The sequence below is a fragment of the Brevundimonas nasdae genome (assembly GCF_016654005.1).
Taxonomy (GTDB): domain Bacteria; phylum Pseudomonadota; class Alphaproteobacteria; order Caulobacterales; family Caulobacteraceae; genus Brevundimonas; species Brevundimonas nasdae.
In genome coordinates this window covers 72506-93423 of the sequence record NZ_JAEPWN010000013.1, presented here as the reverse complement: position 1 = coordinate 93423, position 20918 = coordinate 72506, and the positions used below count along the sequence as shown (strand labels likewise).

Genomic DNA, 20918 nt, shown 5'->3' with positions numbered 1-20918 from the left:
TCAACCCATTGCTGGATCTGCTGGGCGTGGGGCTGGGCGAGGCGGACGTGCGGGTGCACGGCCTGTCCTGCGCGGAAGGCGGTTATGCGGCGCCGGTCCTGGTGGGGTGACTCGTTTGAGTGTTTTCTCCATCAATTGTTCGAAGAGAAAGGCCTGGTATCAGTTTGATTGTCCATATCGGTGTTTGCTTGCAAGTAAATGGCGTCAATAGATTGTAATGATGGTCTATGAAAAAAGCCGACTTTATAAGCAAAAGGAGCGTCATGTCTGTGTGTAAAGTTGAGAATAAAATTCTCATTAGGCTCAGGACTCATGGCCAGAAGAGGACGGTAGCGGCGAGGGCTATGGCGGATAGGAAGACGGTCGGGCAGCGCGCGTGGCGACGCGCCGCCAGTCCTTCAGCCGCCCAAACATGATTTCTATCCGGTTGCGCCGTTTGTAGCGGCGCTTGTCGTATCGGATGGGCTCGGTTCGGGATTTGCGTCCAGGGATGCAGGGCGTGATGCCCTTGGCCTGCAAGGCGTCCCTGAACCAATCGGCGTCGTAGCCCGATCACCCAGCCGCCATCGCGCCCGAGGAAGGCCGTCCAGCATCGCGGCCGCGCCGGTGTAGTCGCTGACCTGGCCCGCTGTCATGAACAGGCTGATCGGTCGTCCGTCTGCATCGGTCACGGCGTGAAGCTTGGTGTTCATGCCGCCCTTCGTGCGTCCGATCAGCCGACCGAGGCCCCCTTTTTTACCGCGAGGCTCGAAGCTGTGCGGTGCGCCTTCAGATAGGTCGCGTCGATCACGACCGTGCGACGCTCGGTCTGAGCGCCGGACAGCCCCTCCATCATCCGAACGAAGACACCGGCTTCACTCCACCGCTTCCAGCGATTGTAGAGCGTCTTATGCGGCTCATAGGCTGCCGGCGCATCCCGCCAGCGCAGGCCGTTGCGGTTCACGAAGATGATCCCGCTCAGCACCCGACGGTCGACAACCCGGGGCTTGCCATGGCTCTTCGGAAAATAGGCTCCAGCCGGGCCATCTGCTCGTCCGTCAGCCAATACAGGTCGCTCATAATCCAGACTCCTAAGGAGCCTGAATCAGATCGAGCCTCTCGGATCAATGGGTCCTGAGCCTAGAACCGACACGCCAAAGCATCATGGACGAACTAATCGGCTTCGCCCAGGCCGATCCTGACTATGTCGTCGACAGCGTGCGGACCCTAGTCGCGGATCAGGCCTCGCGAGAAGCGGGCGGCTAGATCGGCGGGGTCGTATCGCCCGGCATCGCCTCGGACTTAACTTCGAGACGAGACGAAGAAACCTCGGAGCGCAAACTCCGAGGCTTTGATCCATCAAGCACTGTCCGGTTCGGATTCACCGTTACGCGGCTTTGGCGCGCGCGCTGCGAATGGGAGTCGCCGCCTTAATCCGCTGATCTGCATCCTGTTGCCGGAGCCAATAACCGATCCGGTTCACAGCGACGATATCCAGGCCGTCACATCTGGCGCCTGCTTGCAGATTGAATGCGACCTCTTCGAGTATGACGGCCGCTTCCTCCCAATGACGCGGGGTGTGCCGAAGTACGATCTTTTCAAACTCGTCCGTATCCTGCGCTTCTTTTTCGAGAAGAAGTCTCGTCTTGCGAATGAACTCTACAGCTTTATCAAAGCCGATCTTCCGCGCCATATTTCCCTCCATAGGCTGGCAGGATCAGGCTGAGCTTGCTTCGTTAACTACGTCTGAATTCTGAATAAGTAGAACTACGGGCCTACGCGACGTTTCGCTGCGCAACTTTGCCGCACAGGAATGGCGTCCAGAAAGGGAGAACGGCCTGGCCTTCATTTTGGAGGGAAGTCAGGCCGTTCTTAAGCGCCGGAGCCACAAAAGGTTCGGCACTTGCTCCGCGCCCCCGAAGTAGCGCGGCGAAACCGTTAGAGGGTTTTCATGTACAGTAAAGCTTGATTGCGAATAATTGTCCGCGCGGGGTGTAAATTAATGCAACAAAGGGTCTGCTTTAGTTTTACTGAAAATCGCGTGAAATAGACTTAAGATATTGATTTTATGTCTCGGTTTCTACGGAGCTGCGGAGCGGCCTAAGTTAGGCTGACCGGCCCCTTGAATGGCAAAAGGCCCGCCACCCTTTCGGATGACGGGCCTGTAGCGGTGCCGTTCGGCTGCAGATCGCTCTTCGGGTTGCCCCGATTGATCCCGTTGCCGATGGCCGTGCCTTGGTCGCGAACACTGGCGCAATCCTGATTACCTGCCCGGCCTAGATCGGTGCTGGAAGCTGGTTGAAACCGATGCGGGGTTCGACAAGGCGGCACCCGGATACTGGCATCAGGGGGTACCGACCCGCGAGCCGTGTTCGATGTGCTTTCGGCTCAGGAGCGTCGGGACGCCGTCGCGCGACACGGGGCACCGGTATCCAAATCTTCGACCTGCGCCGAAACCCACGCATGGGCTGTCGAGAACATGACCGGCGCGCAGATCCGCCGTGAGGTCTGCCGCGCCCTTCGGCTCCGCAACTTCGCGCGTGCGGACGAAAGGATCGCAGCATGACCCGCGCCAACCCAGACAGGAGCGAGCGATGATCTCCACCGTACTGATCTGCGTGACCCTCGCGATGTCAGATGGAGATAGTGGACGCTGCGTGACCTCGGACGGTGAGCGTCACGCGTCCGCCTGGCTGGGATTGTGAGGTCGCGCCGTTCACCCGGTGCCGCCAGCGTCCGAACGTCTGGGCCTGCTCGCCGGTCGCCCGCGCATCAGCGGATCGGGCAACCCAGCGCGCCCGTCGTCTCGCCGCCAACGGCGCCCGGTGCACCGTGACCTCGACCGATCGATACCGACGTTACGTCGCAGTCTGCACCGTCAACGGTCGTGACCTGGGCCGAACCCTCGTGCGTGAAGGCCTGGCCATCAGCGAAACCAACTTCGGCGATCCTTACCGACGTGACGAGGGTCAGGCCCGTCGAGAGAGAAGGGGTGTTTGGGAATGAGCGCGGCGAACGACAACGGCTTCAATCTGGCTTATTCAGTCGCAGAGGCGAGCGTGGCCATGAGTCTGAGCGAGGCAACCATCTATGCGATGCTTGCAGACGGACGCTTGGAGCGACGCAAAATCGGGAGGCGAACACTTATCCCCCAGAAGTTCACTCGAAGCGCTTCTGGCTTCTCCGCCTGAAGCGGCTTAGGGCGCGGCTTAGGGCGGATATCCCAAGCGCCCAGCAAATCCAGTGCTGGCGGGAACGGCTGGCGGAAGCGGTGGGATTCGAACCCACGGACGGCTCTCACCGTCGCTGGTTTTCAAGACCAGTGCCTTAAACCACTCGGCCACACTTCCTTACCGGCTGCGCTCGGTCGGGCGAACGCCATAGCAGGCGAACCCCTCATTAACCAAAGCGGAAATGTCTTCTGTCACGCTGTTTTCCACGATTGTGACGAGGCGTACGGATGACAGCGGTGAGATTGATGCGCAGCGCCCTGATTTTGGGGCTGTTTTCGCTGTTGGCCGCGTGTTCGACCTTTGGCGGCGGACGCGGGGGCGGGGCTATTCCCGTCGTTAACGACCCCGCGCCGATCGTTTCCGGCACCATGCGGCCCTATCAGGTGCGCGGGCGGTGGTACACGCCCAAGGAACAGCCCAACTATGAAGAGGTCGGCATGGCCTCCTGGTACGGCGACGCCTTCAACGGGCGGCCCACCTCGACTGGCGAACGCTTCAATATGCATGAGCTGACCGCCGCCCATAAAACCCTGCCACTGCCGGGGCTGGTCGAGGTCACCAATCTGGACAATGGTCGCCGCGTCGTCGTGCGCATCAATGATCGGGGGCCGTTCGTGGATGGCCGGATCATCGACCTGTCGCGCGGCGCGGCTCAGGAATTGGGCATGATTTCCCAGGGCGTCGGACGTGTTCGGGTTCGCTATCTGGGCCAGGCGCCGCGGCTGGGCGGCGGCGTGGTGTTGCAACAGGCTGAAGCGCGCCCCGCACGGACGCCGCCTGCGTCCCAACCTGTGCCCTATACGACGGTCGCTGCTACGCCGCCGCCGCCCGTTGTCGCATCTACGGTCGTGGCGCAAACGGGAGGCATGTGGGTGCAGGCCGGGGCCTTCGCTGATCAGCGGGCTGCACGCCGAATCGCTCAGCGTTTGGGTGATCGCGCGACGGTTCAGCCGACGAACAGCGGCGGGCGAGAGCTGTACCGTGTCGTTGTCGGCCCCTGGGAAGATGCAACCGCCGCCGAAAGCGCCCGTCAGGCCGTTGTGGCGCGGGGATATGCAGACGCCCTGTTGATATCCAGCCGCTAAGGCTTGCCTCCCGCGCCGTGGTCGCCATTGTGAGCGCGTGACCCGTGGAAAATTCATAAGCTTTGAAGGCGGCGAAGGCGCCGGAAAGTCGACGCAGGTCGGACGTCTGATGACGCGCCTGCAGTCTGTGCTGGGCGAGCGCACTGTGGTGCGGACGCGCGAGCCCGGCGGCTCCAAAGGCGCGGAGGTGATCCGCAATCTGGTCGTGGCCACCGACGCCGAGCCCTGGTCGGCCATGACCGAAACGCTGCTGATGTACGCTTCACGTTCTGACCATCTGGAGCAGACCATCCGGCCCGCGCTGGCGGCGGGCGACTGGGTGATCTGCGACCGCTTCGCCGATTCCAGCCGCGCCTATCAAGGCGCAGGCGGCGGCGTGGCTCAGAGCTTCATCGAGCAGATTGATGCGGGCGTGGTGGGCGCGGACCAACCCGACCTGACGCTGGTGTTCGACCTGCCGGTCGAAGTCGGTCTGGAGCGGGCGTTTGGGCGCGGCTTGTTCGAAACGCGGTTTGAATCCAAGGGGCTGGAGTTCCATCAGCGGCTGCGCGAGGGCTTCCTACGCATCGTTGAAGCCAATCCCCAGCGGTGTGTTCTGATCGACGCCGTCGGCACGCTGGAGGAGGTCGAAGACCGGGTCTGGCGCGCGGTTCAGGATCGGCTGCTGTGAGTGACGAGCACCCCCGCGACCGGTTCGATCTGATCCCCGACGCGGCGGCGGAAGAGGCGTTTCTGGATGCCTTGCAGCGAGGGCGTCTGCATCACGCCTGGCTGTTGTGCGGGGTCGAGGGAACCGGCAAGGCGACCTTCGCCTATCGGGCGGCCAGGCGACTATTGGGCGCGGCGCCTGATCCTGCGCGCGGACCATTGGGCGCACGGCGCGATGATCCGGTCAGCCGGCTGATCTCGGCCCAGGCGCATCCCGATCTGCTGGTGCTGGAACGCTTGGTCGAGGGCGGCAAGATCAAGAAGTCGATCTCGGTCGACCAGTCACGCGAACTGCCGGAGTTCTTCTCCAAGAGCCCCTCCCAGGCCCAGCACCGGGTGGCCATCATCGACGCCGCCGATGACTTGAACATCAACGCCGCCAACGCCTTGCTGAAGGTTCTTGAGGAGCCGCCTGAGAGTGGCGTGCTGTTCCTGGTGACCCATGCGCCGGGGCGTCTGCTGGCGACCATCCGGTCGCGCTGCCGTCGCCTAAGCTTTCCGATCTGGACGCCTGAGCGTCTGGAGACCCTGGTGCGCAATCGCACGGGCGCGGATATCGAAGACGCTGAACATGCCGCCGCCATGGCGGGCGGATCCCCCGGCGCAGCCCTGGCGCTGGCCGCTGGAACCACGTTCGAGATGGACCAGCTGGCGCGCCAGTGGGTGGCGGGCGACATCGATCGCGCCGAAGCCTTGTCCATCGCTGACAAGTTCCGCGGCGCCGAGGGGCAGGAGCGGTTCGAGGTGCTGATGGATCGGCTGATCGCGGCGGTGCGGATGCGGGCGCTGAACAGCGGGCCGGGACGTGGCAATCGCTGGGCCGAGCTGTGGGAGCGGCTGCAGCCGCTGCCGGACCGGGCGGCGGGGTTGAACCTGGACCGGGGCGATGTGCTGGCGGGGGCGCTGGCGGACCTGCGGCGGACGCGGGCGCAAGAAGAAAGACTGGGCTGAATGCTGATCGACAGCCATGTGAACCTGCACGCGCCCCAGTTCGACGAGGATCGCGATGCGGTCATCGAACGCGCGCGGGCGGCGGGCGTGCAGCTTATGGTCGAGATCTCCGACAAGCTGACGACCTTTGAGGCGACCCACGGCATCGCCATGGCGCACGACGACATCTGGTGCACGGTCGGCGTTCATCCGCATGAGGCCAAGGATGCCGCGGACCTGACGGCGCAGACCCTCATCGAACTGGCCCAGCGATCCAAGGTCGTCGGGATTGGCGAGTGCGGTCTCGATTTCCACTACGACTTCAGCCCGCGCGACATTCAGGCGGCGGTGTTCCGCCAGCATGTGAAGGCGGCGCGAGACACCGGCCTGCCGCTGGTCATTCACACGCGCGAGGCCGATGAGGTGATGACGCAAATCCTGCGCGAGGAACAGGCCGCTGGGCCGTTTCGGATGCTGATGCACTGCTACACCAGCGGCCCGGAGCTGGCGAAGACGGCGGCTGAGCTGGGCGCCTGGTTTTCGGTCTCCGGCATCGCCACCTTCAAGGCGGCTGAGGATGTGCGGGCGGTCATCCGCGACATGCCGGCTGATCGGATCATCGTGGAGACGGACTGCCCCTATCTGGCGCCGATCCCGCATCGCGGCCGTCGGAACGAGCCGGCCTATGTCGGTCATGTGCTGGACAAACTGGCTGAAATCAGAGGCTGGAGCCCTGAAGACGCCGACCAGCGCACGACCGATGCATTTTTCAGCCTTTTTGACCGGATACCGAGACCGGCATGAGCTTTGAAGTCGTCATTCTGGGCAGCGGATCATCGGGCGGCGTGCCGCGTGGCGACGGAGACTGGGGCGCCTGTGATCCTGCCGAGCCGAAGAACCGGCGCACGCGCTGTTCCATGCTGGCGAGAAAAACCGGGCCGGACGGCGTGACCAATGTGCTGATCGACACCTCGCCAGACCTGCGGGAGCAGATGCTGGCCAGCGGAACCCGGCATGTTGACGCCGTTCTGTACACCCACGACCACGCCGACCAGACGCACGGGATCGACGATCTGCGCACCTTTGCGGCGCGGGCGCGCAAGCGGATACCGGCGTGGATGGACGCCGTGACCCATGCGTCGCTGACCTATCGGTTCGACTACATCTTCGAGACCAAGTTCGGCTATCCGCCGCTTCTGGACGGCCAGATCATTCCTCCGCACGGCACGCCCTGGTCTGTCGATGGGGCGGGCGGGGCTGTGCCGGTCGTCACCTTCGACCAGGCGCATGGGCCGATTCGTTCAGTCGGTTATCGATTGGGCGACGTGGCCTATTCCAGCGACGTGTCCGACCTGGATGATGCGGCGATCAAGGCGGTGGCGGGATGCCAGGTCTGGATCGTGGACGCGCTGCGCTACACGCCGCATCCGACCCATGCCCATCTGGACCGCGCGTTGGAGTGGATCGCCGCCGCAGATGTTGAATGCGCCGTGCTGACGAACCTGCATATCGACATGGATTACAAGCAACTGTCGGCAATTGTTCCACCAAATGTCGAGGTCGCTTTTGACGGTTGGAGCCGACTGGTCGGTTAAAAACTGCGGCTAACGCAGTCGGCTTATCCAGATGATGCGTCATAGTGTTTGCGAAACGTCGCAAACAGCTACGGTGCGAAGCGTTTAGTCCGCCTTCTCCACGAAGCTGTCGATCACGCGCTTTTCGCCGGCCTTGTCGAAGTCGACCAGCAGCTTGTTGCCTTCGATGACGCGCACGGAGCCGTAGCCGAACTTCTGGTGGAAGACGCGCTCGCCCTTGGCCCATTTCGAACTGGACTTGGCGGCGGTTGCGATCAGGCGTCCATCGCCTTCGATCACGGCCTTGCGGGCAGGGATGCGCGCGGGCGTCTGGGCGGCGGTGTAGGATTGGGCGCGTTTCCAGCCGGGCGAGGAATAGCCGCTGCCGAAGGACGGGCTTTCGTCCCACCGGCTCTTGGCCTCCTTCATGCCGGTCGAGGCGCCGTAGTAGCCGGTGTCAGACTGCGGATCGACATGGGCGATGGGCAGTTCGTCGACGAAGCGGCTGGGCAGTTGCGAGGTCCAGCGGCCATAGACCAGACGGTTGGCGGCGAACGAAATCCGCGCGTCCTTCTTGGCGCGGGTGACGCCGACATAGGCCAGGCGGCGTTCTTCCTCGAGGCCCTTTTCGCCCTTTTCGTCGATGCTGCGCTGGCTGGGGAAGACGCCTTCCTCCCAGCCCGGCAGGAAGACCAGCGGGAACTCCAGCCCCTTGGCGCCGTGCAGGGTCATGATCTGCACCGCGCCGTCGCCGTTGGGGTCGTCATTGGCGCCGCGATCCAGGTCCATGACTAGCGAGACGTGCTCCAGATAGGCCTGAAGCGTCTCGAACTGCTGCATCGACTGGACCAGTTCCTTCAGGTTCTCCAGCCGCGTCTGGCCGCTGGTGCGGTCGGCCTTCTGCATGTCGGTGTAGCCGCTTTCCTCCAGCACGGTCTCCATGACCTGCCAGTGCGGGGTGTCGTCCGCCAGGGCGCGCCAGCGGTCCAGATCACGCACGAAGTTGGACAGGGCCGTGCGTGTGCGGGCCTGAAGCTCGTCGGTGTTGATCAGGCCGCGCACAGCCGTCAGCGCCGACAGATCATGCTGCCGGGCGATCTGCAGGATCTTCTGCACTGAGGTGTCGCCGATGCCGCGCTTTGGCACATTGACGATCCGTTCGAAGGCCAGGTCGTCGTCTTCGGACAGGATCAGGCGCAGATAGGCGTGGGCGTCGCGGATTTCGGCGCGCTCGAAGAAACGCGGGCCGCCGATGACCGTATACGGGATGGCCAGCATGACCAGCCGTTCTTCAAACGCCCGCATCTGGAACGAGGCGCGGACCAGGATGGCCATGTCCTTGTATTTCAGTCCCGGCTGGCCCGCGTGGGGGCGGCGCGCGGTTTCGATCTCGTCGGCGATCAGTCGGGCCTCGGCCTCGCCATCCCAGACGCCGCGCACGCGAACCTTGTCGCCGCTGTCGTCCTCGGTCCACAGGGTCTTGCCTAGACGATCGCGGTTGCCTGCGATCAGACCGGATGCGGCGCCCAGGATATGGCTGGTCGAACGATAGTTCCGCTCCAGCTTGACGATCCTGGCGCCAGGGAAGTCGCGTTCGAAGCGCAGGATGTTGTCCACCTCGGCGCCGCGCCAGCCATAGATCGACTGGTCGTCGTCGCCGACGCAGCAGACATTGCCGGTGGAGGAGGTCAGCAGCCGCAGCCACAGATACTGGGCGACGTTGGTGTCCTGATATTCGTCCACCAGAATATAGCGGAAACGGCGGCGATATTCTTCAGCCAGGTCCGCGTGTTGCGACAATATGGTGATGTTGTGCAGCAGCAGGTCGCCGAAGTCGCAGGCGTTCAAGGACCGCAGGCGCGCCTGATAGGCGGCGTACAGGCCCTGGCCCTTGCCATTGGCGAAGTCTTCGCCGGGCGGCAGCTTGTCCGGCGTCCAGCCGCGGTTCTTCCAGTGATCGATCAGGCCGCTGAGCGACTTTGGCGTCCAGCGTTTGGTGTCGATGTTGGCGGCTTCCAGAAGCTGCTTCAGCACCCGTTCCTGATCGTCGGTGTCCAGGATGGTGAAGCTGGATTTCAAGCCGACCAGTTCGGCGTGGCGACGCAGGATCTGAGCGGCGATGGAGTGGAATGTGCCCAGCCAGCGCAGCCCCTCGGCCGATGGCCCGATCAGGTGGGTGATCCGCTCGCGCATCTCGCGCGCGGCCTTGTTGGTGAAGGTGACGGCCAAAAGCTCCCACGGTTTGGCCCGCCCGGTCGCCAGGATATGGGCCAGCCGGGTGGTCAGGACACGGGTCTTGCCGGTGCCGGCGCCCGCCAGAACCAGCACCGGACCTTCGGTCGTCTCGACCGCCAGACGTTGTTCGGGGTTCAGGCCCTTCAGATAGTCGACGGCCTCATGCGGCGGCTGGGCGCGCGCGAGGTCGGAAATGCGGGGGGCGGGGAAATCGGTCACTGAATGGGTCTTGTGGCTGGACGGAACCAGGCCGTCAGAATCTGATCAGGAGAACATAAGCAGCACAGAGGACAAAGTCAGTCCCTTGTCTGCACGTCTGCACGCGGGCGAGACGCCCCCTCGACGGCCCTGGCGACTGTCTGTCAGCGCAGGCGGTAGCTGATGGTCGTGACGACCCTGATCTTCTTGTTCAGCGCAGAGGACTCATCGCCTGATCCGTCGCGCGGCAGAATCTCGAACGATCCCTGTCCGGCGGACTTGATGGGGCCCAGAGGCGCCCCGGAATCCTTGGCGAACTGTTCCGCGCCCGTGCGGGCGGCGGCGGTGGCCTCAGCGATCATGGCCGGTCGCACGTCGTTGAGCTTGGTGAAGATGTAGGACGGACCCTGGAAATCCTGGAGCACCACGCCCTGACGAACCAGGTCATTCAGGCTGCGCGTCGTGGTCTGGACGCGGTCAACGTCATTGGTGCGGACGATGACGGTCTGGGCCAGGATGAAGCGCGGGCCGCCGGTCTGGCTGGCGTATTCGCGTGAACGGGTGTCGGTGACCTCCAGACGTCCCAGATCGACGGACGCATCAGGATAGGCCTGCTCCTTCAGGAACTGCCGCACAGTGGCCAGGTCGCTGTCGATCCGGGCCTGAACCTCGGACAGGACATCGCCGGAGGCCGTGAAGCGGATCGGCAGCACCGCCAGATCAGCCTCAACGTCCTTTTCCGCCAGACCGCGCACGGTGACGGATCGGTCGCCCGCCCGCGCGTTGACAACGCCCTGACCAATCAGGGCGCCGCCGCCGATCAGACCGATGGCGAGCAATCCGCCGACGACGGCTGCGGGGATCAGGCGGGCGTTGTCCATGATTTGGTTCCTTTGGGTTCGCGGACGCTACGACGGCTTGCCGTGTTCCGCCACCCAATCCAGCGCCAGAAGACGACAGGCCGAGGCCAGCGGGCGTCGTCCGCGGTTGGCGTCGACATCGGCCAGCAACTGCGCCTTGCTGAGGGCGCGCGTCTGAGCAATGCGGTCCAGAACCGCCCAGAATTCAGGTTCCAGCGCGACCGAGGTCGCGTGTCCGGCCAGAACGACCGAGCGTTTGCTCAACCCGCTCAACGGATGGACTTCAGCACAATCTCTGCAGACGTCGGTGCGCCGTTGGTCAGGATGGGCGTGTGAGTGTCGGTCACAAACACCAGGGCGCCGGACGGATCGCGGATGTCGGCGCGCACCGCATAGGTGTGACGCGGATCAATCTCGGCGCTGGAGAAGGCCAGGGTCAGGCGATAGGGCGGGCCGCCGGCAATGGGCTCATTGGCTTCGGCCAGAACCCGCGCAGGCGCGTCGGCCAGACTGACGTCCTCGACACGCACGTTCAGCACGTGACCGGGCGGCAGCATGATGCGCTCGCGATAGAAGGCGGTGACGTGCACGACCGTGGTTCCCGTGGTGACATCGGGCGGGGCCACGGGCGCTGGCGTTGCACAGGCGGCCAGCGTCAAGGCGGCAGGCAGGATGATCGGGGCGAAGCGCATGGAGAAACTCCTTTTGGTCCAGTATGCCACACCGAAGCTTTGCGGGGGAGCGACGCTTTCTGAATACCCATGATAAGGGACGGTTCCCTCGCTGGAGCCCGCGTTTTGAACAGGTCATTCGTCGCCGTCGCTGTCACGATCTGCGCCCTGATCTGGGGCACGACCTGGTTTGCGATCACACTGCAGCTGGGGTCGGTGGAGCCCATCGTTTCGGTCGTGTGGCGTTTTGGCCTTGCGGCTGCGGTCCTGTTCGGATTTTGCGCTGTGAGCCGTCGGCCTTTGCGCCTGACGCGCAGCCAGCATCTGGCGGCCATAGGGCAGGGGGCGTTCGTCTTCGCGATCAGCTACGCCTTTGTCTATGCAGCGGAGGCGCAGGTCGCCTCGGCGGTCGTCGCCGTCATCTTCGCCGCGCTGGCGTTTGTGAACCTGATCCTGTTCCGGGTTCTGGGCCGCCAGAAAGCCTCATCCGCCGCCTGGTGCGGCGCGGCGCTGGGCGTCGTGGGGGTTGGCGTCCTGTCCTTCGGTCAGTTGTCGGGGACGGGGGCGGGGCTGGACCCCGGACTGGGCGTGATTTTCGCCATCACGGCGGTGTTGGCTTCGGCGCTTGGCAACTGGTTCGCCTGGAAGGGCCAGCAGGCGGGTGCGCCGGTGCTGACCGCCACGGCCTGGGCCATGGCCTATGGCACAGCCATGCTGGCCATCTATGGCGTCTTCACGGGCGTCACCTGGCGGATCGAACTGACGCCCGCCTATGTGCTGTCGCTGCTCTATCTGTCGCTGTTTGGATCGGTGATCGCGTTCGGCCTGTATTTCAGCATCGCACGTCAGCGGGGCTATGCGCTGGCCAGCTATATCTCGGCGCTGACGCCGCCCATCGCCATGCTGGTGTCCGTGCTTTTCGAGGGCGCCCGTTTCGGGTGGTCGGCCTTGATCGGTCTGGCGCTGGTGCTGGTCGGACAGGTCCTGCTGATCCGCGCGCCCAAGGCCTGAGCCTCAGTCGTCCAGCTTTTTCCCGTCGAGCAGCCGGGATGCGCGTTCACTTTCCTTCGCCGCCGCCTGTTTCTCGGCCTTGGTGCGACCGTGGGCCACGCGGTTGGTCGAGGCGCGAGAGCGGTCTTCGGCTTTTGCTCGGTCTTTGCGAGCTCGATTCAAGTTCACGATCTCGCCCATGGACTATTCCTTGGGCTGGGCGGGTTGGGCCGATTTTGCGGGATCGGATTCCGGCGGCAGGGCCAGAGCCGTGGGCACCTCCGCGTCCGGGATCGTTGCGCCCGTGATCAAGGGGCGTCCTACCGATTGCTGATCCAGTCGGGTCCAGGCGTCAGCGGTTCGACCGCGCTGGCGGCCCAGATCGAACATCGCCGTCATAGTCTCCTGATCGAATTTCAGGCTGGAGGCCGAGACGTTGTCGGGGATGGCGGACAGGGACATGTCCAGACCGTTTCGCTGGGCAAAGGCGGCGGTGACGGCCAGATGTATGCGCAACGAGGCCTTGCTCATGCTGTCATAGGTGCGGGCCAGGATGCCCGAGATTCGGCCCGGTGTTACGCCGTCATTGCGGCCGACCTGTCCGTTGACGATGACGTACAGGGCGCCGACGCGCCCCTGATTGTCGGGCCGGGTCCATAGCATCAGGTCTTCCGGGATCGCCAGGAAGGGGGTGTTCACCCCGCCGTCGACGTGCATTTCCAGCGCGACTTCATTGTTCGACTGAAGCCCTGCGATCAGCACGGGCGGGAAGACGCCCGGGATGCTGGCGGAGGCGACCAGCACCTCTTTGAATAGTTCGCGGGCGTTGTCGTCACCCTGGGTGGCCAGCAGCCCCATGTCCCAGATGACGGTCTCTTCGCTGTCCAGGTCCGTAGTGGCGACCAGCAGCTTGCGTCCCGTAGCGTTTTCACGGGCGACAGCGGCCATCAACTCGGGCGTGACGTTCTGATCGACCAGATCGCGCAGAACCTTGGACGAGAACAGACTGGGGTTCAGGAAGGCGGCGAAACTGCGCCAGCTCAGAATATTGTCGGCGGCGCCGCTGGTGTAGGCCTGCTGGAGTTCGTCATCCCACTCCGGGCCGAGGTAGGCGAACGGGGCGGCCAGGGCGCCGGTGCTGACGCCGGTGACGACGTCGAAGCGGGGCCGGTCGCCATGATCGCTCCAGCCCACCAGAACGCCTGCGCCATAGGCGCCGTTGGCGCCGCCGCCTGACAGGGCCAGCATGGTGGTCGGATGATCGCTGCGCAGGCGTCCGCCGATCTCCTGGGTGAAGGCCTGAAGGCGGGCGCTGTCATTGGCGCGGATGCGCGGGTCCGCCGCCTTGATCAGCGTGCCGTCGGTGATTCTGAGCGGCCCGACCGGCCGGTCCAGGGTGCCGCATGCAGACAGGGCCAACGCCATGACAAGGCCCAGCAGGCCAGCACCGATCCGTGGCATTCGCTATGTTCCAACCCTGTTTCGCGCGCCAGCGTTGTACAATCCGCAGGAGCCTTCTGTCATCACAGGAAGACGAAGCCGCCGACCTGCAAGCGCCGCAGTTTGAAACTCGCTACGCGCCATCGCGTTTCCAAAGCCAGGACAATCCTGCCCGAAAGGAGAAGCTCATGTTTAATTCCTCTCAGATCAAGGAACACCTCGAAGTCGTCGGTTCGGACGGCGGCCATGTCGGTCGTGTCGACCATCTGCTCGGCGACCAGATCGAACTGGCCAAGATGGATCTGGCTGGCGGATTCAAGCACCATATGATCCCGACCAGCTGGGTTGACCGGGTGGATGACAAACATGTCCACCTCAATCTGACCAAGGATGAAGCCAAGGCGCGCTGGACGGAAAAGCCGCACTAGTCTTCGTCATCGCCTGACTGAAAAAGGCCCCGCTGTCGCCAGCGGGGCCTTTCGCGTATCTGTGCGCCTGTCGTGAATGGCGCGACGTTGGAGCGACATCCTTGATCCGTCTGATCCTGAATCTGCTGTGGTTTGTCCTTGGCGGTTGGCTGTCCGGCCTGTTGTGGCTGTTGGGCGGCGCGATCCTGGGTCTGACCGTCGTAGGCCTGCCGTGGACCTTTGCGGCATGGCGCATCGCCAGCTACTCGTTCTGGCCGTTTGGGCGCGAGGTCGTCTGGCAAGAGGCGCACCCGGTCGCCGGTTGCCTGGGTGTCGTGCTGAACATCGTCTGGTTCGTGGTCGCGGGCTGGTACATCGCCCTGTCGCACCTGATGATCGCGGTGGCTGAGTTCGTCTCGATCATCGGCATTCCGTTTGCGCTGAAACATCTTGAGCTGGCCAAGCTGGCTTTGGCGCCGGTCGGGCGCACGATCCGCGACAAGCGATAGAGGCTGCAAAAACGAAAATGGCCGGTTCTCGCAGGAGAACCGGCCATCATTCGGTGATCTGTATCAGGCTCAGCCCGGCGAGATCATCTTCTCGGGACGCACGGCTTCGTCGAACTCGGCGTCGGTCAGATAGCCGCCGCCGACAGCTTCTTCGCGCAGAGTGGTGCCGTTCTTGTGCGCGGTCTTGGCGATCTTGGCGCAGATGTCGTAGCCCAGCTTGCCGTTCAGCGCCGTCACCAGCATCAGCGAGTTGTTCAGGCCGCGCGCTATATTGTCCTCGCGGGCCTCGATGCCGACGACGCAGTTGTCAGTGAAGCTGATGGCCGCATCGGCGATCAGGCGCACGGACTGCAGGAAGTTGTAGGCCATAACCGGGTTGTAGACGTTCAGCTCGAAATGACCCTGCGAACCGGCGAAGGTCAGGGCGGCGTTGTTGCCGAACACCTGGACGCAGACCTGGGTCAGCGCTTCGCACTGGGTCGGGTTGACCTTGCCCGGCATGATCGACGAGCCGGGCTCGTTCTCCGGCAGGGCCAGTTCGCCCAGGCCCGAACGCGGGCCGGAGCCCAGGAAGCGGATGTCGTTGGCGATCTTGAACAGGGATGCGGCGACGGTGTTGATGGCGCCGTGGCTGAAGACCATGGCGTCGTGCGCCGCCAGGGCCTCGAACTTGTTCGGCGCCGTTGTGAAGGGCAGGCCGGTGATCTGGGCGATCTGGGCCGCGACCTTTTCGGCGAAACCGACGGGGGCGTTCAGGCCGGTGCCGACGGCGGTGCCGCCCTGGGCCAACTCCATCAGCGCGGGCAGGGTCTGCTCAATACGCTTGATGCCGTTCTCAACCTGCTGGGCGTAACCGCCGAACTCCTGGCCCAGGGTCAGGGGGGTGGCGTCTTGCGTATGCGTGCGGCCGATCTTGATGATGTGCGCCCAGGCGTCCGACTTGGCCTCCAGCGCGGCGTGCAGGTGCTTCAGCGCGGGCAGCAGGTCGTTGACCACCTGTTCGGCGCAGGCGACGTGCATGGCTGTGGGATAGGTGTCGTTGGACGACTGGCTCATGTTGACGTGGTCGTTCGGGTGAACCGGCTTCTTGGAGCCCATTTCGCCGCCCAGAATCTCGATGGCGCGGTTCGAGATCACCTCGTTGGCGTTCATGTTCGACTGGGTGCCGGAGCCGGTCTGCCAGACGACCAGCGGGAAATGGTCGTTCAGCTTGCCTTCGATCACTTCGTTGGCGGCCTTGACGATGGCGTCGGCCAGAGCGGGGTCCAGCTTGCCCAGGTCGCGGTTGGTTTCGGCCGCGGCGCGCTTGACGATGCCCAGGGCGCGCACGACCGGCAGGGGCTGCTTCTCCCAGCCGATCTTGAAGTTGCCCAGCGACCGCTGCGCCTGGGCGCCCCAGTAGCGATCGGCGGCGACCTCGATGGGGCCGAAGGTGTCGGTTTCGATGCGGACGTTGCTCATGCGCGGGACTCGTCTCTCAGGCGTGGCGATTGATTGCGCGGCGGTGTAGCACGCAAGTCATGCAGGGCAAGACGAACGGCGATTGGATCGGGACCGGAAAGGTCCGCGCACGCGAAGACGGCGACGCTGTCGAGATCGTCATCGACGGCCTGACGACCCAGGCCAAATACTACAAACCGCTGGTCTACGAGTTCATGCGCAAGGAATGGTCGTCACGCCCATCCTGGGGCGACCATGTCGTTGAAATCCGAATGGAGCACGTCGGTGATCCGCCGTGGATGGACCTGGATAACCTGGCCAAGGCCCTGCTGGATTCGATCAAGGGCTATCTGTTCCACGACGACAGCCAGGTCGCGCGGTTGGTGGTCGAGCGCAATGAAGGCGAAAAGGAACGGATCACGATCCGCTCCTATCCACGTGTGCGCTGAGGCCTATTTCTTGCGGAACTGATCCAGCGAGACGACCTTGGGGCCGTCAGAGATCGGAGGCGTGTCCTTGGGCGGGGTCGGTTCTTCCTCGATCGGTTCGACGATTTCCGGCTCCTCGAACTGCAGCAGGAACTGCACGCTGGGATCATAGAATCGCGTGATGGCCGAGTAGGGCATGACCAGATGCTTGGGCAGGCCGCCGAACCGCAGCTTGACCGAAAACTGGTCGGCGTCGACGGCCAGATCCTCGTACTGGTGTTGCAGCACCACCGTCATTTCCTCGGGATATTTGGCGAGGATGTCCGGCGGAACGCTGACCCCTGCGGCGCGGGTCTTGAACGTGATGTAGAAGTGATGGGCGCCGGGCAGACCTTCGGCCAGCACGTGTTCCAGCGCCGATCTGACGACGCCTCTCAGGGCCTCGTGCGCCAGACGCTCGTACTGCATCTCATCGACCGGAGGGGCTTGGTCGCTCATCGTCACCTCATAACCTGAGCGCGACTGATAGCGGCGACGGGCCTCGCGCGAAAGGGATCATTAAGGTGAACCGTCGCGATTTATGCGACAGGCCCCTGATCACAATTTGGAAAGTGCCGGGGGTTCTGTTGCCAGGCCCCCCGACGGGCCCCGCCCAAGGATCTGAACCCCTAGGACTTAAGATTCGAAATCACCCGAACCGCATTACGCGGCGAGAGCGACTTCTCCAGCGAAGTTATCGTTCGCAGTTAGAAAATGGCCCGATACGGTGGGCCAGGACGAGCGAAAGCAATCCTCTTTACACGTCCGTCGATGCTAGTCGGCCCCATGCTGCCTCCGCCGATAACGCGGGGAGAAAGTTGGTGGAGCCGCCGGGAATCGCACCCGGGTCCGGTCCGCTTATTACAAGCGCGTTTATCGCCATAGTCCGGCCGAAACCGGACAAACCCAATATAGGGCTTGTGCGGGCGCATTCCAAGCGCCGCCTGTTTGGATTGGGATTTTCCCTTTAGACCCTACGCCATCCGGGCGTCTGATTGCGGAACCAGGTCAGTTGCCGTTTGGCGTAGTTCCTTGTCGTCTGTTTGAGAGCATCGACGGCCTGACCACGAGAGAGCTCACCCTTGATGAGAGCGGACAGTTCACGCACGCCGACCGCCTTCATGGCGGGAAGGGCGGACGATAGGTTGCGGGAAACGAGAGCTCGAACCTCATCCAGGGCGCCCTGTTCCATCATCAGATCCACGCGCTGGTCGCAGTTGTCATAAAGTCGCCTACGGTCCGGTTCGATCACCAGACCGGTCCAGCTGCCGGGCGGAAGCAGGGGGGTGGTTTCGGCCTGCCATTGGCTAAGGGCCTGACCGCTGGCGGCGTGAACGCTCATCGCCCGGATCAGACGCTGGCGATCTCCGCGTTCAATACTGCGTGCTGCGGGAGCATCGACTTCGGCAAGGCGGGCGCGAAACGCGGCTTCGCCCACCGCGAGATACTCAGCCTCGACCTGATCACGCACCTCATTCGGTACGGCGGGGATGTCCGCCAGGCCGCGCGTCAGGGCGGTGAAGTAAAGTCCAGTCCCGCCAACCAGAATGACGGGGCGTCGCTCAGCGGTCAGTGCGTTCACCAGATCGAGCGCCGCCCGGCTCCATCGCCCAACCGACCATGCGTCTGCCGCATCCGCCACGCCATACAGTCTGTGATCGGCCTGCGCCTCTTCTTCGACCGAGGGACGCGCCGTCAGGATGCGCAGATCGGCGTACAGTTGCTGACTGTCGGCGTTGATGATCACGGCGCCGGTTTCGCGCGCCATCTTCAGCGCCAGCGCGGACTTGCCGGAGGCGGTTGGCCCGGCGATCAGGGTGACTAATGGCGGTTGGGACAAATGGAGGCTCGCAGGTCGTGTCTGACGGCGATAGAACGCCCGGCTTATCGCCTGCAAGCGCCCGTATGTTTTTGGGAGACCGCCTTGGTCGAACGTTCCGCCGTCATCGCCGCACTCGACACTGTCATTGATCCGGTTTCGGGGCAGGGGCTGGTCGCCGCTGGTCTGGTTCAGGGACTGGTGGTGGCCGACGACCGGGCCGGTTTCGCGTTGGAGGTCGACCGCAGTCAGGCCGCCGCCTATGCGCCGGTTCGAGATGCGGCTGAGGCGGCGTTGAAAACCATTCCGGGCATGGCGCGGGTGTCGGTCATCCTGACGGCGGAAGCCAGGCCGGGCCTGAGCAAGCCAGCAGGCGCCCCGCGCACCGCCGGTTTGTCCAAGGCCGCCGTCGATCAGGGGCGGGCCAAGGCGCCGGTGGCGACGGATCGTCCGGCCCATGTCCGCCGGGTTCTGGCGGTGGCCAGCGGCAAGGGCGGCGTGGGCAAGTCCACGGTTGCGGTCAATCTGGCGGCGGCGCTGGCGGCGCGCGGGCTGTCGGTCGGCATCCTGGACGCCGATGTATATGGCCCGTCACTGCCGACCATGTTGGGGATCAGCGGCCAGCCTGCCTATGAGGACGGGGCTATCGTCCCCCATGTCGCGCACGGCCTGAAGGCCATGTCGGTGGGACTGCTGACCAAGATGGATGACGCCATGATCTGGCGCGGACCGATGGCGTCCCAGGCGATCACCCAGATGCTGACCCAGACGCGCTGGGGTACGGCGGAGGCCCCGCTGGACGTCCTGGTGATCGATCTGCCGCCCGGCACCGGCGACGTGCAACTGACCCTGATCCAGAAGACGCCGTTGGACGGCGCGGTCATCGTCTCGACCCCGCAGGAAGTGGCGCTGGCCGATGCGCGGCGCGCTCACACCCTGTTCCAGCGGGTCAATGTCCCGACCCTGGGTCTGATCGAGAATATGAGCGGTCCCGTGTTCGGGCAGGGGGGCGCGAAGGCCGAGGCGGAGCGTCTGTCCATTCCGTTCCTGGGCGACCTGCCGTTGGACGCGGCTTTGAGGGCAGGCGGGGACGCCGGGCTCCCGCCTGTCGCGGTCGATCCAGATGGGGATCTTGCGGCCCGGTTCGCAACTGTCGCCGAGCGCGTAATTTCCGGTCTGAACCTTTAGGAAAAATAGTCGGCCGGAAGGGTTTTCAAACGCAACCCTAACCGCCACCTTGGCCATTACCAATCGCCAATGGAGCGCTTTATGAGCGTCGACGCCCTTTTCCAACCGTTCAAGATCAAGAACCTGACGCTGCCCAACCGGATCGTCATGGCCCCCATGACCCGGTCCTTTTCACCGAACGGCATCCCGACGTCGGACGTCGCGGGCTATTATCGCCGCCGTGCCGAGGGCGGGGTGGGCCTGATCGTCACCGAGGGCACGGTGATCGAACGTCCTGCCGCCCGAAACGACGCCAATGTGCCGGTCTTCCATGGTGAAGCCCTGCCGCAGTGGAAGTCGGTCGTGGATGAGGTTCACGCGGCGGGCGGTCTGATCGCGCCACAGATCTGGCACGTCGGATCGGCCCGTGGCCAGGGCGCGGACTGGACGCCGCTGGGCAAGGTAGACAGCCCTTCCGGCTTCACCCTGCCGGGCAAGGCCAAATATGAGCCGATGACCGAGGAGGACGTGGCCGACACGATCGCCGCCTTCGGCAAATCGGCGCGGGCTGCGCGAGAAGTCGGCTTCGACGCCGTAGAGATCCATGGCGCCCACGGCTATCTGATCGACCAGTTCTTCTGGGGCGGGTTGAACGCCCGCGAAGACCGCTGGGGCGGCCCGACCATCGCAGATCGCACCCGCTTCGGCGTCGAGGTGGTCAAGGCGATCCGCGAGGGCGTGGGCGACGACATTCCCGTCATTCTGCGTCTGTCGCAATGGAAGCAGCAGGACTACGCAGCGCGCATCGCCGAGACGCCGGATCAACTGGTCGAGTGGCTGGCGCCGCTGTCAGACGCGGGCGTCGATGTCTTCCACTGCTCGCAGCGCCGTTTCTGGGAGCCGGAGTTTGAAGGCTCGGACCTCAACTTCGCAGGTTGGACCAAGAAGCTGATCGGCAAGCCGACCATCACGGTTGGCTCGGTCGGGCTGGACGGCGAGTTCATCGCGGCCTTCGGCGGCGAAGGGTCGCGCCCGGCGTCGCTGGACGGTCTGATCCGCCGCCTTGAAAACGAAGAGTTCGATCTGGTCGCCGTGGGCCGCGCCCTGCTGGCTGATCCGCAATGGGTCAACAAGATCAGGGACGGCCGCACCAGCGAACTGCAGAACTTCGAACGTGAGGCGCTTGCGACACTGTCGTAAGACCGC

General features: G+C 64.1%; 23 protein-coding genes, 1 tRNA gene, 1 other RNA gene and 1 pseudogene. 13 read left to right on the top strand and 13 right to left on the bottom strand.

Translation table 11 applies throughout. The features are described from left to right. Positions 1 to 310 precede the first annotated feature (310 nt). Together JKF87_RS16540 and JKF87_RS16535 are read right to left on the bottom strand one after the other, a co-directional pair. A pseudogene (locus JKF87_RS16540) lies at positions 311 to 1059 on the bottom strand (IS5 family transposase). 307 nt (positions 1060 to 1366) lie between these two features. Further along, entirely contained in the window at positions 1367 to 1672 is a 306-nt protein-coding gene (locus tag JKF87_RS16535; protein WP_201100980.1) for a hypothetical protein, read from the bottom strand. A gap of 977 nt (positions 1673 to 2649) precedes the next feature. On the opposite strand from JKF87_RS16535, the gene JKF87_RS18675 reads away from it, so the two are divergent. Next, positions 2650 to 2985, top strand: a complete 336-nt coding sequence (locus tag JKF87_RS18675) for a thermonuclease family protein (RefSeq protein ID WP_201100979.1) — start codon at positions 2650 to 2652, stop codon at positions 2983 to 2985. Further along, entirely contained in the window at positions 2982 to 3170 is a 189-nt protein-coding gene (locus tag JKF87_RS18670; protein ID WP_370874355.1) for a helix-turn-helix domain-containing protein, read from the top strand. The genes JKF87_RS18675 and JKF87_RS18670 overlap by 4 nt, the downstream gene beginning before the upstream one ends. A gap of 69 nt (positions 3171 to 3239) precedes the next feature. Here the strand turns inward: JKF87_RS18670 and JKF87_RS16525 are convergent. Next, positions 3240 to 3329 (bottom strand) — tRNA-Ser (locus tag JKF87_RS16525). Between the two features lie 128 nt (positions 3330 to 3457). Between JKF87_RS16525 and JKF87_RS16520 the strand changes: the two genes are divergently transcribed. From JKF87_RS16520 to JKF87_RS16500, 5 genes are read left to right on the top strand one after another with little or no spacing between them, the layout of a single operon-like run. Beyond that, entirely contained in the window at positions 3458 to 4297 is an 840-nt protein-coding gene (locus JKF87_RS16520; RefSeq protein WP_236261458.1) for a septal ring lytic transglycosylase RlpA family protein, read from the top strand. A gap of 37 nt (positions 4298 to 4334) precedes the next feature. After that, complete coding sequence (gene tmk, locus JKF87_RS16515) at positions 4335 to 4967, top strand: dTMP kinase (RefSeq protein WP_201100977.1); 633 nt, start codon at positions 4335 to 4337, stop codon at positions 4965 to 4967. Further along, on the top strand, positions 4964 to 5956 hold the full coding sequence (locus tag JKF87_RS16510; protein WP_201100976.1) for a DNA polymerase III subunit delta': 993 nt from the start codon (positions 4964 to 4966) through the stop codon (positions 5954 to 5956). Before tmk ends, JKF87_RS16510 begins: the two co-directional genes overlap by 4 nt. Further along, on the top strand, positions 5957 to 6739 hold the full coding sequence (locus JKF87_RS16505; RefSeq protein ID WP_201100975.1) for a TatD family hydrolase: 783 nt from the start codon (positions 5957 to 5959) through the stop codon (positions 6737 to 6739). It begins immediately after the preceding gene. Beyond that, entirely contained in the window at positions 6736 to 7530 is a 795-nt protein-coding gene (locus JKF87_RS16500) for an MBL fold metallo-hydrolase (protein ID WP_201100974.1), read from the top strand. The genes JKF87_RS16505 and JKF87_RS16500 overlap by 4 nt, the downstream gene beginning before the upstream one ends. Before the next feature lie 84 nt (positions 7531 to 7614). Here the strand turns inward: JKF87_RS16500 and JKF87_RS16495 are convergent, their stop codons facing one another. The 4 genes from JKF87_RS16495 to JKF87_RS16480 all read right to left on the bottom strand — a co-directional run bounded on the left by JKF87_RS16495 (position 7615) and on the right by JKF87_RS16480 (position 11494). Then, positions 7615 to 9963, bottom strand: coding sequence for an ATP-dependent helicase (locus JKF87_RS16495; RefSeq protein ID WP_370874356.1), 2349 nt, complete (start codon positions 9961 to 9963; stop codon positions 7615 to 7617). Positions 9964 to 10106: 143 nt separating this feature from the next. Further along, positions 10107 to 10823 carry an SIMPL domain-containing protein gene (locus JKF87_RS16490; protein ID WP_201100973.1) on the bottom strand — a complete coding sequence of 239 codons (717 nt, stop codon included), beginning with the start codon at positions 10821 to 10823 and terminating at the stop codon, positions 10107 to 10109. Positions 10824 to 10850: 27 nt separating this feature from the next. Next, positions 10851 to 11075 carry a ribbon-helix-helix domain-containing protein gene (locus JKF87_RS16485; protein WP_201100972.1) on the bottom strand — a complete coding sequence of 75 codons (225 nt, stop codon included), beginning with the start codon at positions 11073 to 11075 and terminating at the stop codon, positions 10851 to 10853. Further along, entirely contained in the window at positions 11072 to 11494 is a 423-nt protein-coding gene (locus tag JKF87_RS16480; RefSeq protein ID WP_201100971.1) for a YbaY family lipoprotein, read from the bottom strand. Before JKF87_RS16480 ends, JKF87_RS16485 begins: the two co-directional genes overlap by 4 nt. A gap of 105 nt (positions 11495 to 11599) precedes the next feature. Between JKF87_RS16480 and JKF87_RS16475 the strand changes: the two genes are divergently transcribed. Continuing rightward, the gene (locus JKF87_RS16475) at positions 11600 to 12484 is read left to right on the top strand and encodes a DMT family transporter (protein WP_236261457.1); all 885 of its coding nucleotides are present in this window, start codon (positions 11600 to 11602) and stop codon (positions 12482 to 12484) included. A gap of 3 nt (positions 12485 to 12487) precedes the next feature. On the opposite strand, the gene JKF87_RS16470 is transcribed toward JKF87_RS16475, so the two are convergent. Together JKF87_RS16470 and JKF87_RS16465 are read right to left on the bottom strand one after the other, a co-directional pair. Continuing rightward, a complete protein-coding gene (locus tag JKF87_RS16470) occupies positions 12488 to 12664 on the bottom strand; it encodes a DUF4169 family protein (protein ID WP_201100969.1) in 177 nt (58 codons plus the stop codon). 3 nt (positions 12665 to 12667) lie between these two features. Further along, entirely contained in the window at positions 12668 to 13924 is a 1257-nt protein-coding gene (locus JKF87_RS16465) for a patatin-like phospholipase family protein (protein WP_201100968.1), read from the bottom strand. Positions 13925 to 14091: 167 nt separating this feature from the next. Between JKF87_RS16465 and JKF87_RS16460 the strand changes: the two genes are divergently transcribed. Beyond that, positions 14092 to 14331, top strand: a complete 240-nt coding sequence (locus tag JKF87_RS16460) for a DUF2171 domain-containing protein (RefSeq protein WP_201100967.1) — start codon at positions 14092 to 14094, stop codon at positions 14329 to 14331. 101 nt (positions 14332 to 14432) lie between these two features. Continuing rightward, entirely contained in the window at positions 14433 to 14819 is a 387-nt protein-coding gene (locus tag JKF87_RS16455; protein WP_201100966.1) for a YccF domain-containing protein, read from the top strand. A gap of 69 nt (positions 14820 to 14888) precedes the next feature. Here the strand turns inward: JKF87_RS16455 and fumC are convergent, their stop codons facing one another. Next, positions 14889 to 16280 (bottom strand): class II fumarate hydratase, encoded by a 1392-nt coding sequence (fumC, locus tag JKF87_RS16450; protein ID WP_201100965.1) that lies wholly within the window; start codon positions 16278 to 16280, stop codon positions 14889 to 14891. A 59-nt stretch (positions 16281 to 16339) separates the two neighbouring features. Here fumC and JKF87_RS16445 point away from each other — a divergent pair, with 59 nt between their 5' ends. Next, the gene (locus tag JKF87_RS16445; RefSeq protein WP_201100964.1) at positions 16340 to 16708 is read left to right on the top strand and encodes a RusA family crossover junction endodeoxyribonuclease; all 369 of its coding nucleotides are present in this window, start codon (positions 16340 to 16342) and stop codon (positions 16706 to 16708) included. Positions 16709 to 16711: 3 nt separating this feature from the next. Here the strand turns inward: JKF87_RS16445 and JKF87_RS16440 are convergent, their stop codons facing one another. From JKF87_RS16440 to miaA, 3 genes are all read right to left on the bottom strand, one after another. Then, complete coding sequence (locus tag JKF87_RS16440; protein ID WP_201100963.1) at positions 16712 to 17185, bottom strand: SspB family protein; 474 nt, start codon at positions 17183 to 17185, stop codon at positions 16712 to 16714. 112 nt (positions 17186 to 17297) lie between these two features. Beyond that, positions 17298 to 17667, bottom strand: a transfer-messenger RNA (tmRNA) gene (gene ssrA / locus JKF87_RS16435). A gap of 26 nt (positions 17668 to 17693) precedes the next feature. Next, positions 17694 to 18566 (bottom strand): tRNA (adenosine(37)-N6)-dimethylallyltransferase MiaA, encoded by an 873-nt coding sequence (gene miaA / locus JKF87_RS16430; protein ID WP_201100962.1) that lies wholly within the window; start codon positions 18564 to 18566, stop codon positions 17694 to 17696. A gap of 84 nt (positions 18567 to 18650) precedes the next feature. Here miaA and JKF87_RS16425 point away from each other — a divergent pair, with 84 nt between their 5' ends. Both JKF87_RS16425 and JKF87_RS16420 read left to right on the top strand, forming a co-directional pair. After that, on the top strand, positions 18651 to 19733 hold the full coding sequence (locus JKF87_RS16425; protein ID WP_201100961.1) for an Mrp/NBP35 family ATP-binding protein: 1083 nt from the start codon (positions 18651 to 18653) through the stop codon (positions 19731 to 19733). A gap of 81 nt (positions 19734 to 19814) precedes the next feature. Further along, positions 19815 to 20912: an NADH:flavin oxidoreductase gene (locus JKF87_RS16420; RefSeq protein ID WP_201100960.1), complete on the top strand. Its 1098-nt coding sequence runs from the start codon at positions 19815 to 19817 to the stop codon at positions 20910 to 20912. Positions 20913 to 20918: the final 6 nt, after the last annotated feature.

Bases quoted from the DNA above. Each gene is read 5' to 3' on its own strand.
- JKF87_RS16535 (WP_201100980.1), bottom strand. From the start codon at position 1,672: ATGGCGCGGAAGATCGGCTTTGATAAAGCTGTAGAGTTCATTCGCAAG.
- JKF87_RS18670 (WP_370874355.1), top strand. From the start codon at position 2,982: ATGAGCGCGGCGAACGACAACGGCTTCAATCTGGCTTATTCAGTCGCA.
- JKF87_RS16520 (WP_236261458.1), top strand. From the start codon at position 3,458: ATGCGCAGCGCCCTGATTTTGGGGCTGTTTTCGCTGTTGGCCGCGTGT.
- JKF87_RS16505 (WP_201100975.1), top strand. From the start codon at position 5,957: ATGCTGATCGACAGCCATGTGAACCTGCACGCGCCCCAGTTCGACGAG.
- JKF87_RS16500 (WP_201100974.1), top strand. From the start codon at position 6,736: ATGAGCTTTGAAGTCGTCATTCTGGGCAGCGGATCATCGGGCGGCGTG.
- JKF87_RS16490 (WP_201100973.1), bottom strand. From the start codon at position 10,823: ATGGACAACGCCCGCCTGATCCCCGCAGCCGTCGTCGGCGGATTGCTC.
- JKF87_RS16480 (WP_201100971.1), bottom strand. From the start codon at position 11,494: ATGCGCTTCGCCCCGATCATCCTGCCTGCCGCCTTGACGCTGGCCGCC.
- JKF87_RS16470 (WP_201100969.1), bottom strand. From the start codon at position 12,664: ATGGGCGAGATCGTGAACTTGAATCGAGCTCGCAAAGACCGAGCAAAA.
- JKF87_RS16465 (WP_201100968.1), bottom strand. From the start codon at position 13,924: ATGCCACGGATCGGTGCTGGCCTGCTGGGCCTTGTCATGGCGTTGGCC.
- JKF87_RS16460 (WP_201100967.1), top strand. From the start codon at position 14,092: ATGTTTAATTCCTCTCAGATCAAGGAACACCTCGAAGTCGTCGGTTCG.
- fumC (WP_201100965.1), bottom strand. From the start codon at position 16,280: ATGAGCAACGTCCGCATCGAAACCGACACCTTCGGCCCCATCGAGGTC.
- JKF87_RS16445 (WP_201100964.1), top strand. From the start codon at position 16,340: ATGCAGGGCAAGACGAACGGCGATTGGATCGGGACCGGAAAGGTCCGC.
- JKF87_RS16440 (WP_201100963.1), bottom strand. From the start codon at position 17,185: ATGAGCGACCAAGCCCCTCCGGTCGATGAGATGCAGTACGAGCGTCTG.
- JKF87_RS16420 (WP_201100960.1), top strand. From the start codon at position 19,815: ATGAGCGTCGACGCCCTTTTCCAACCGTTCAAGATCAAGAACCTGACG.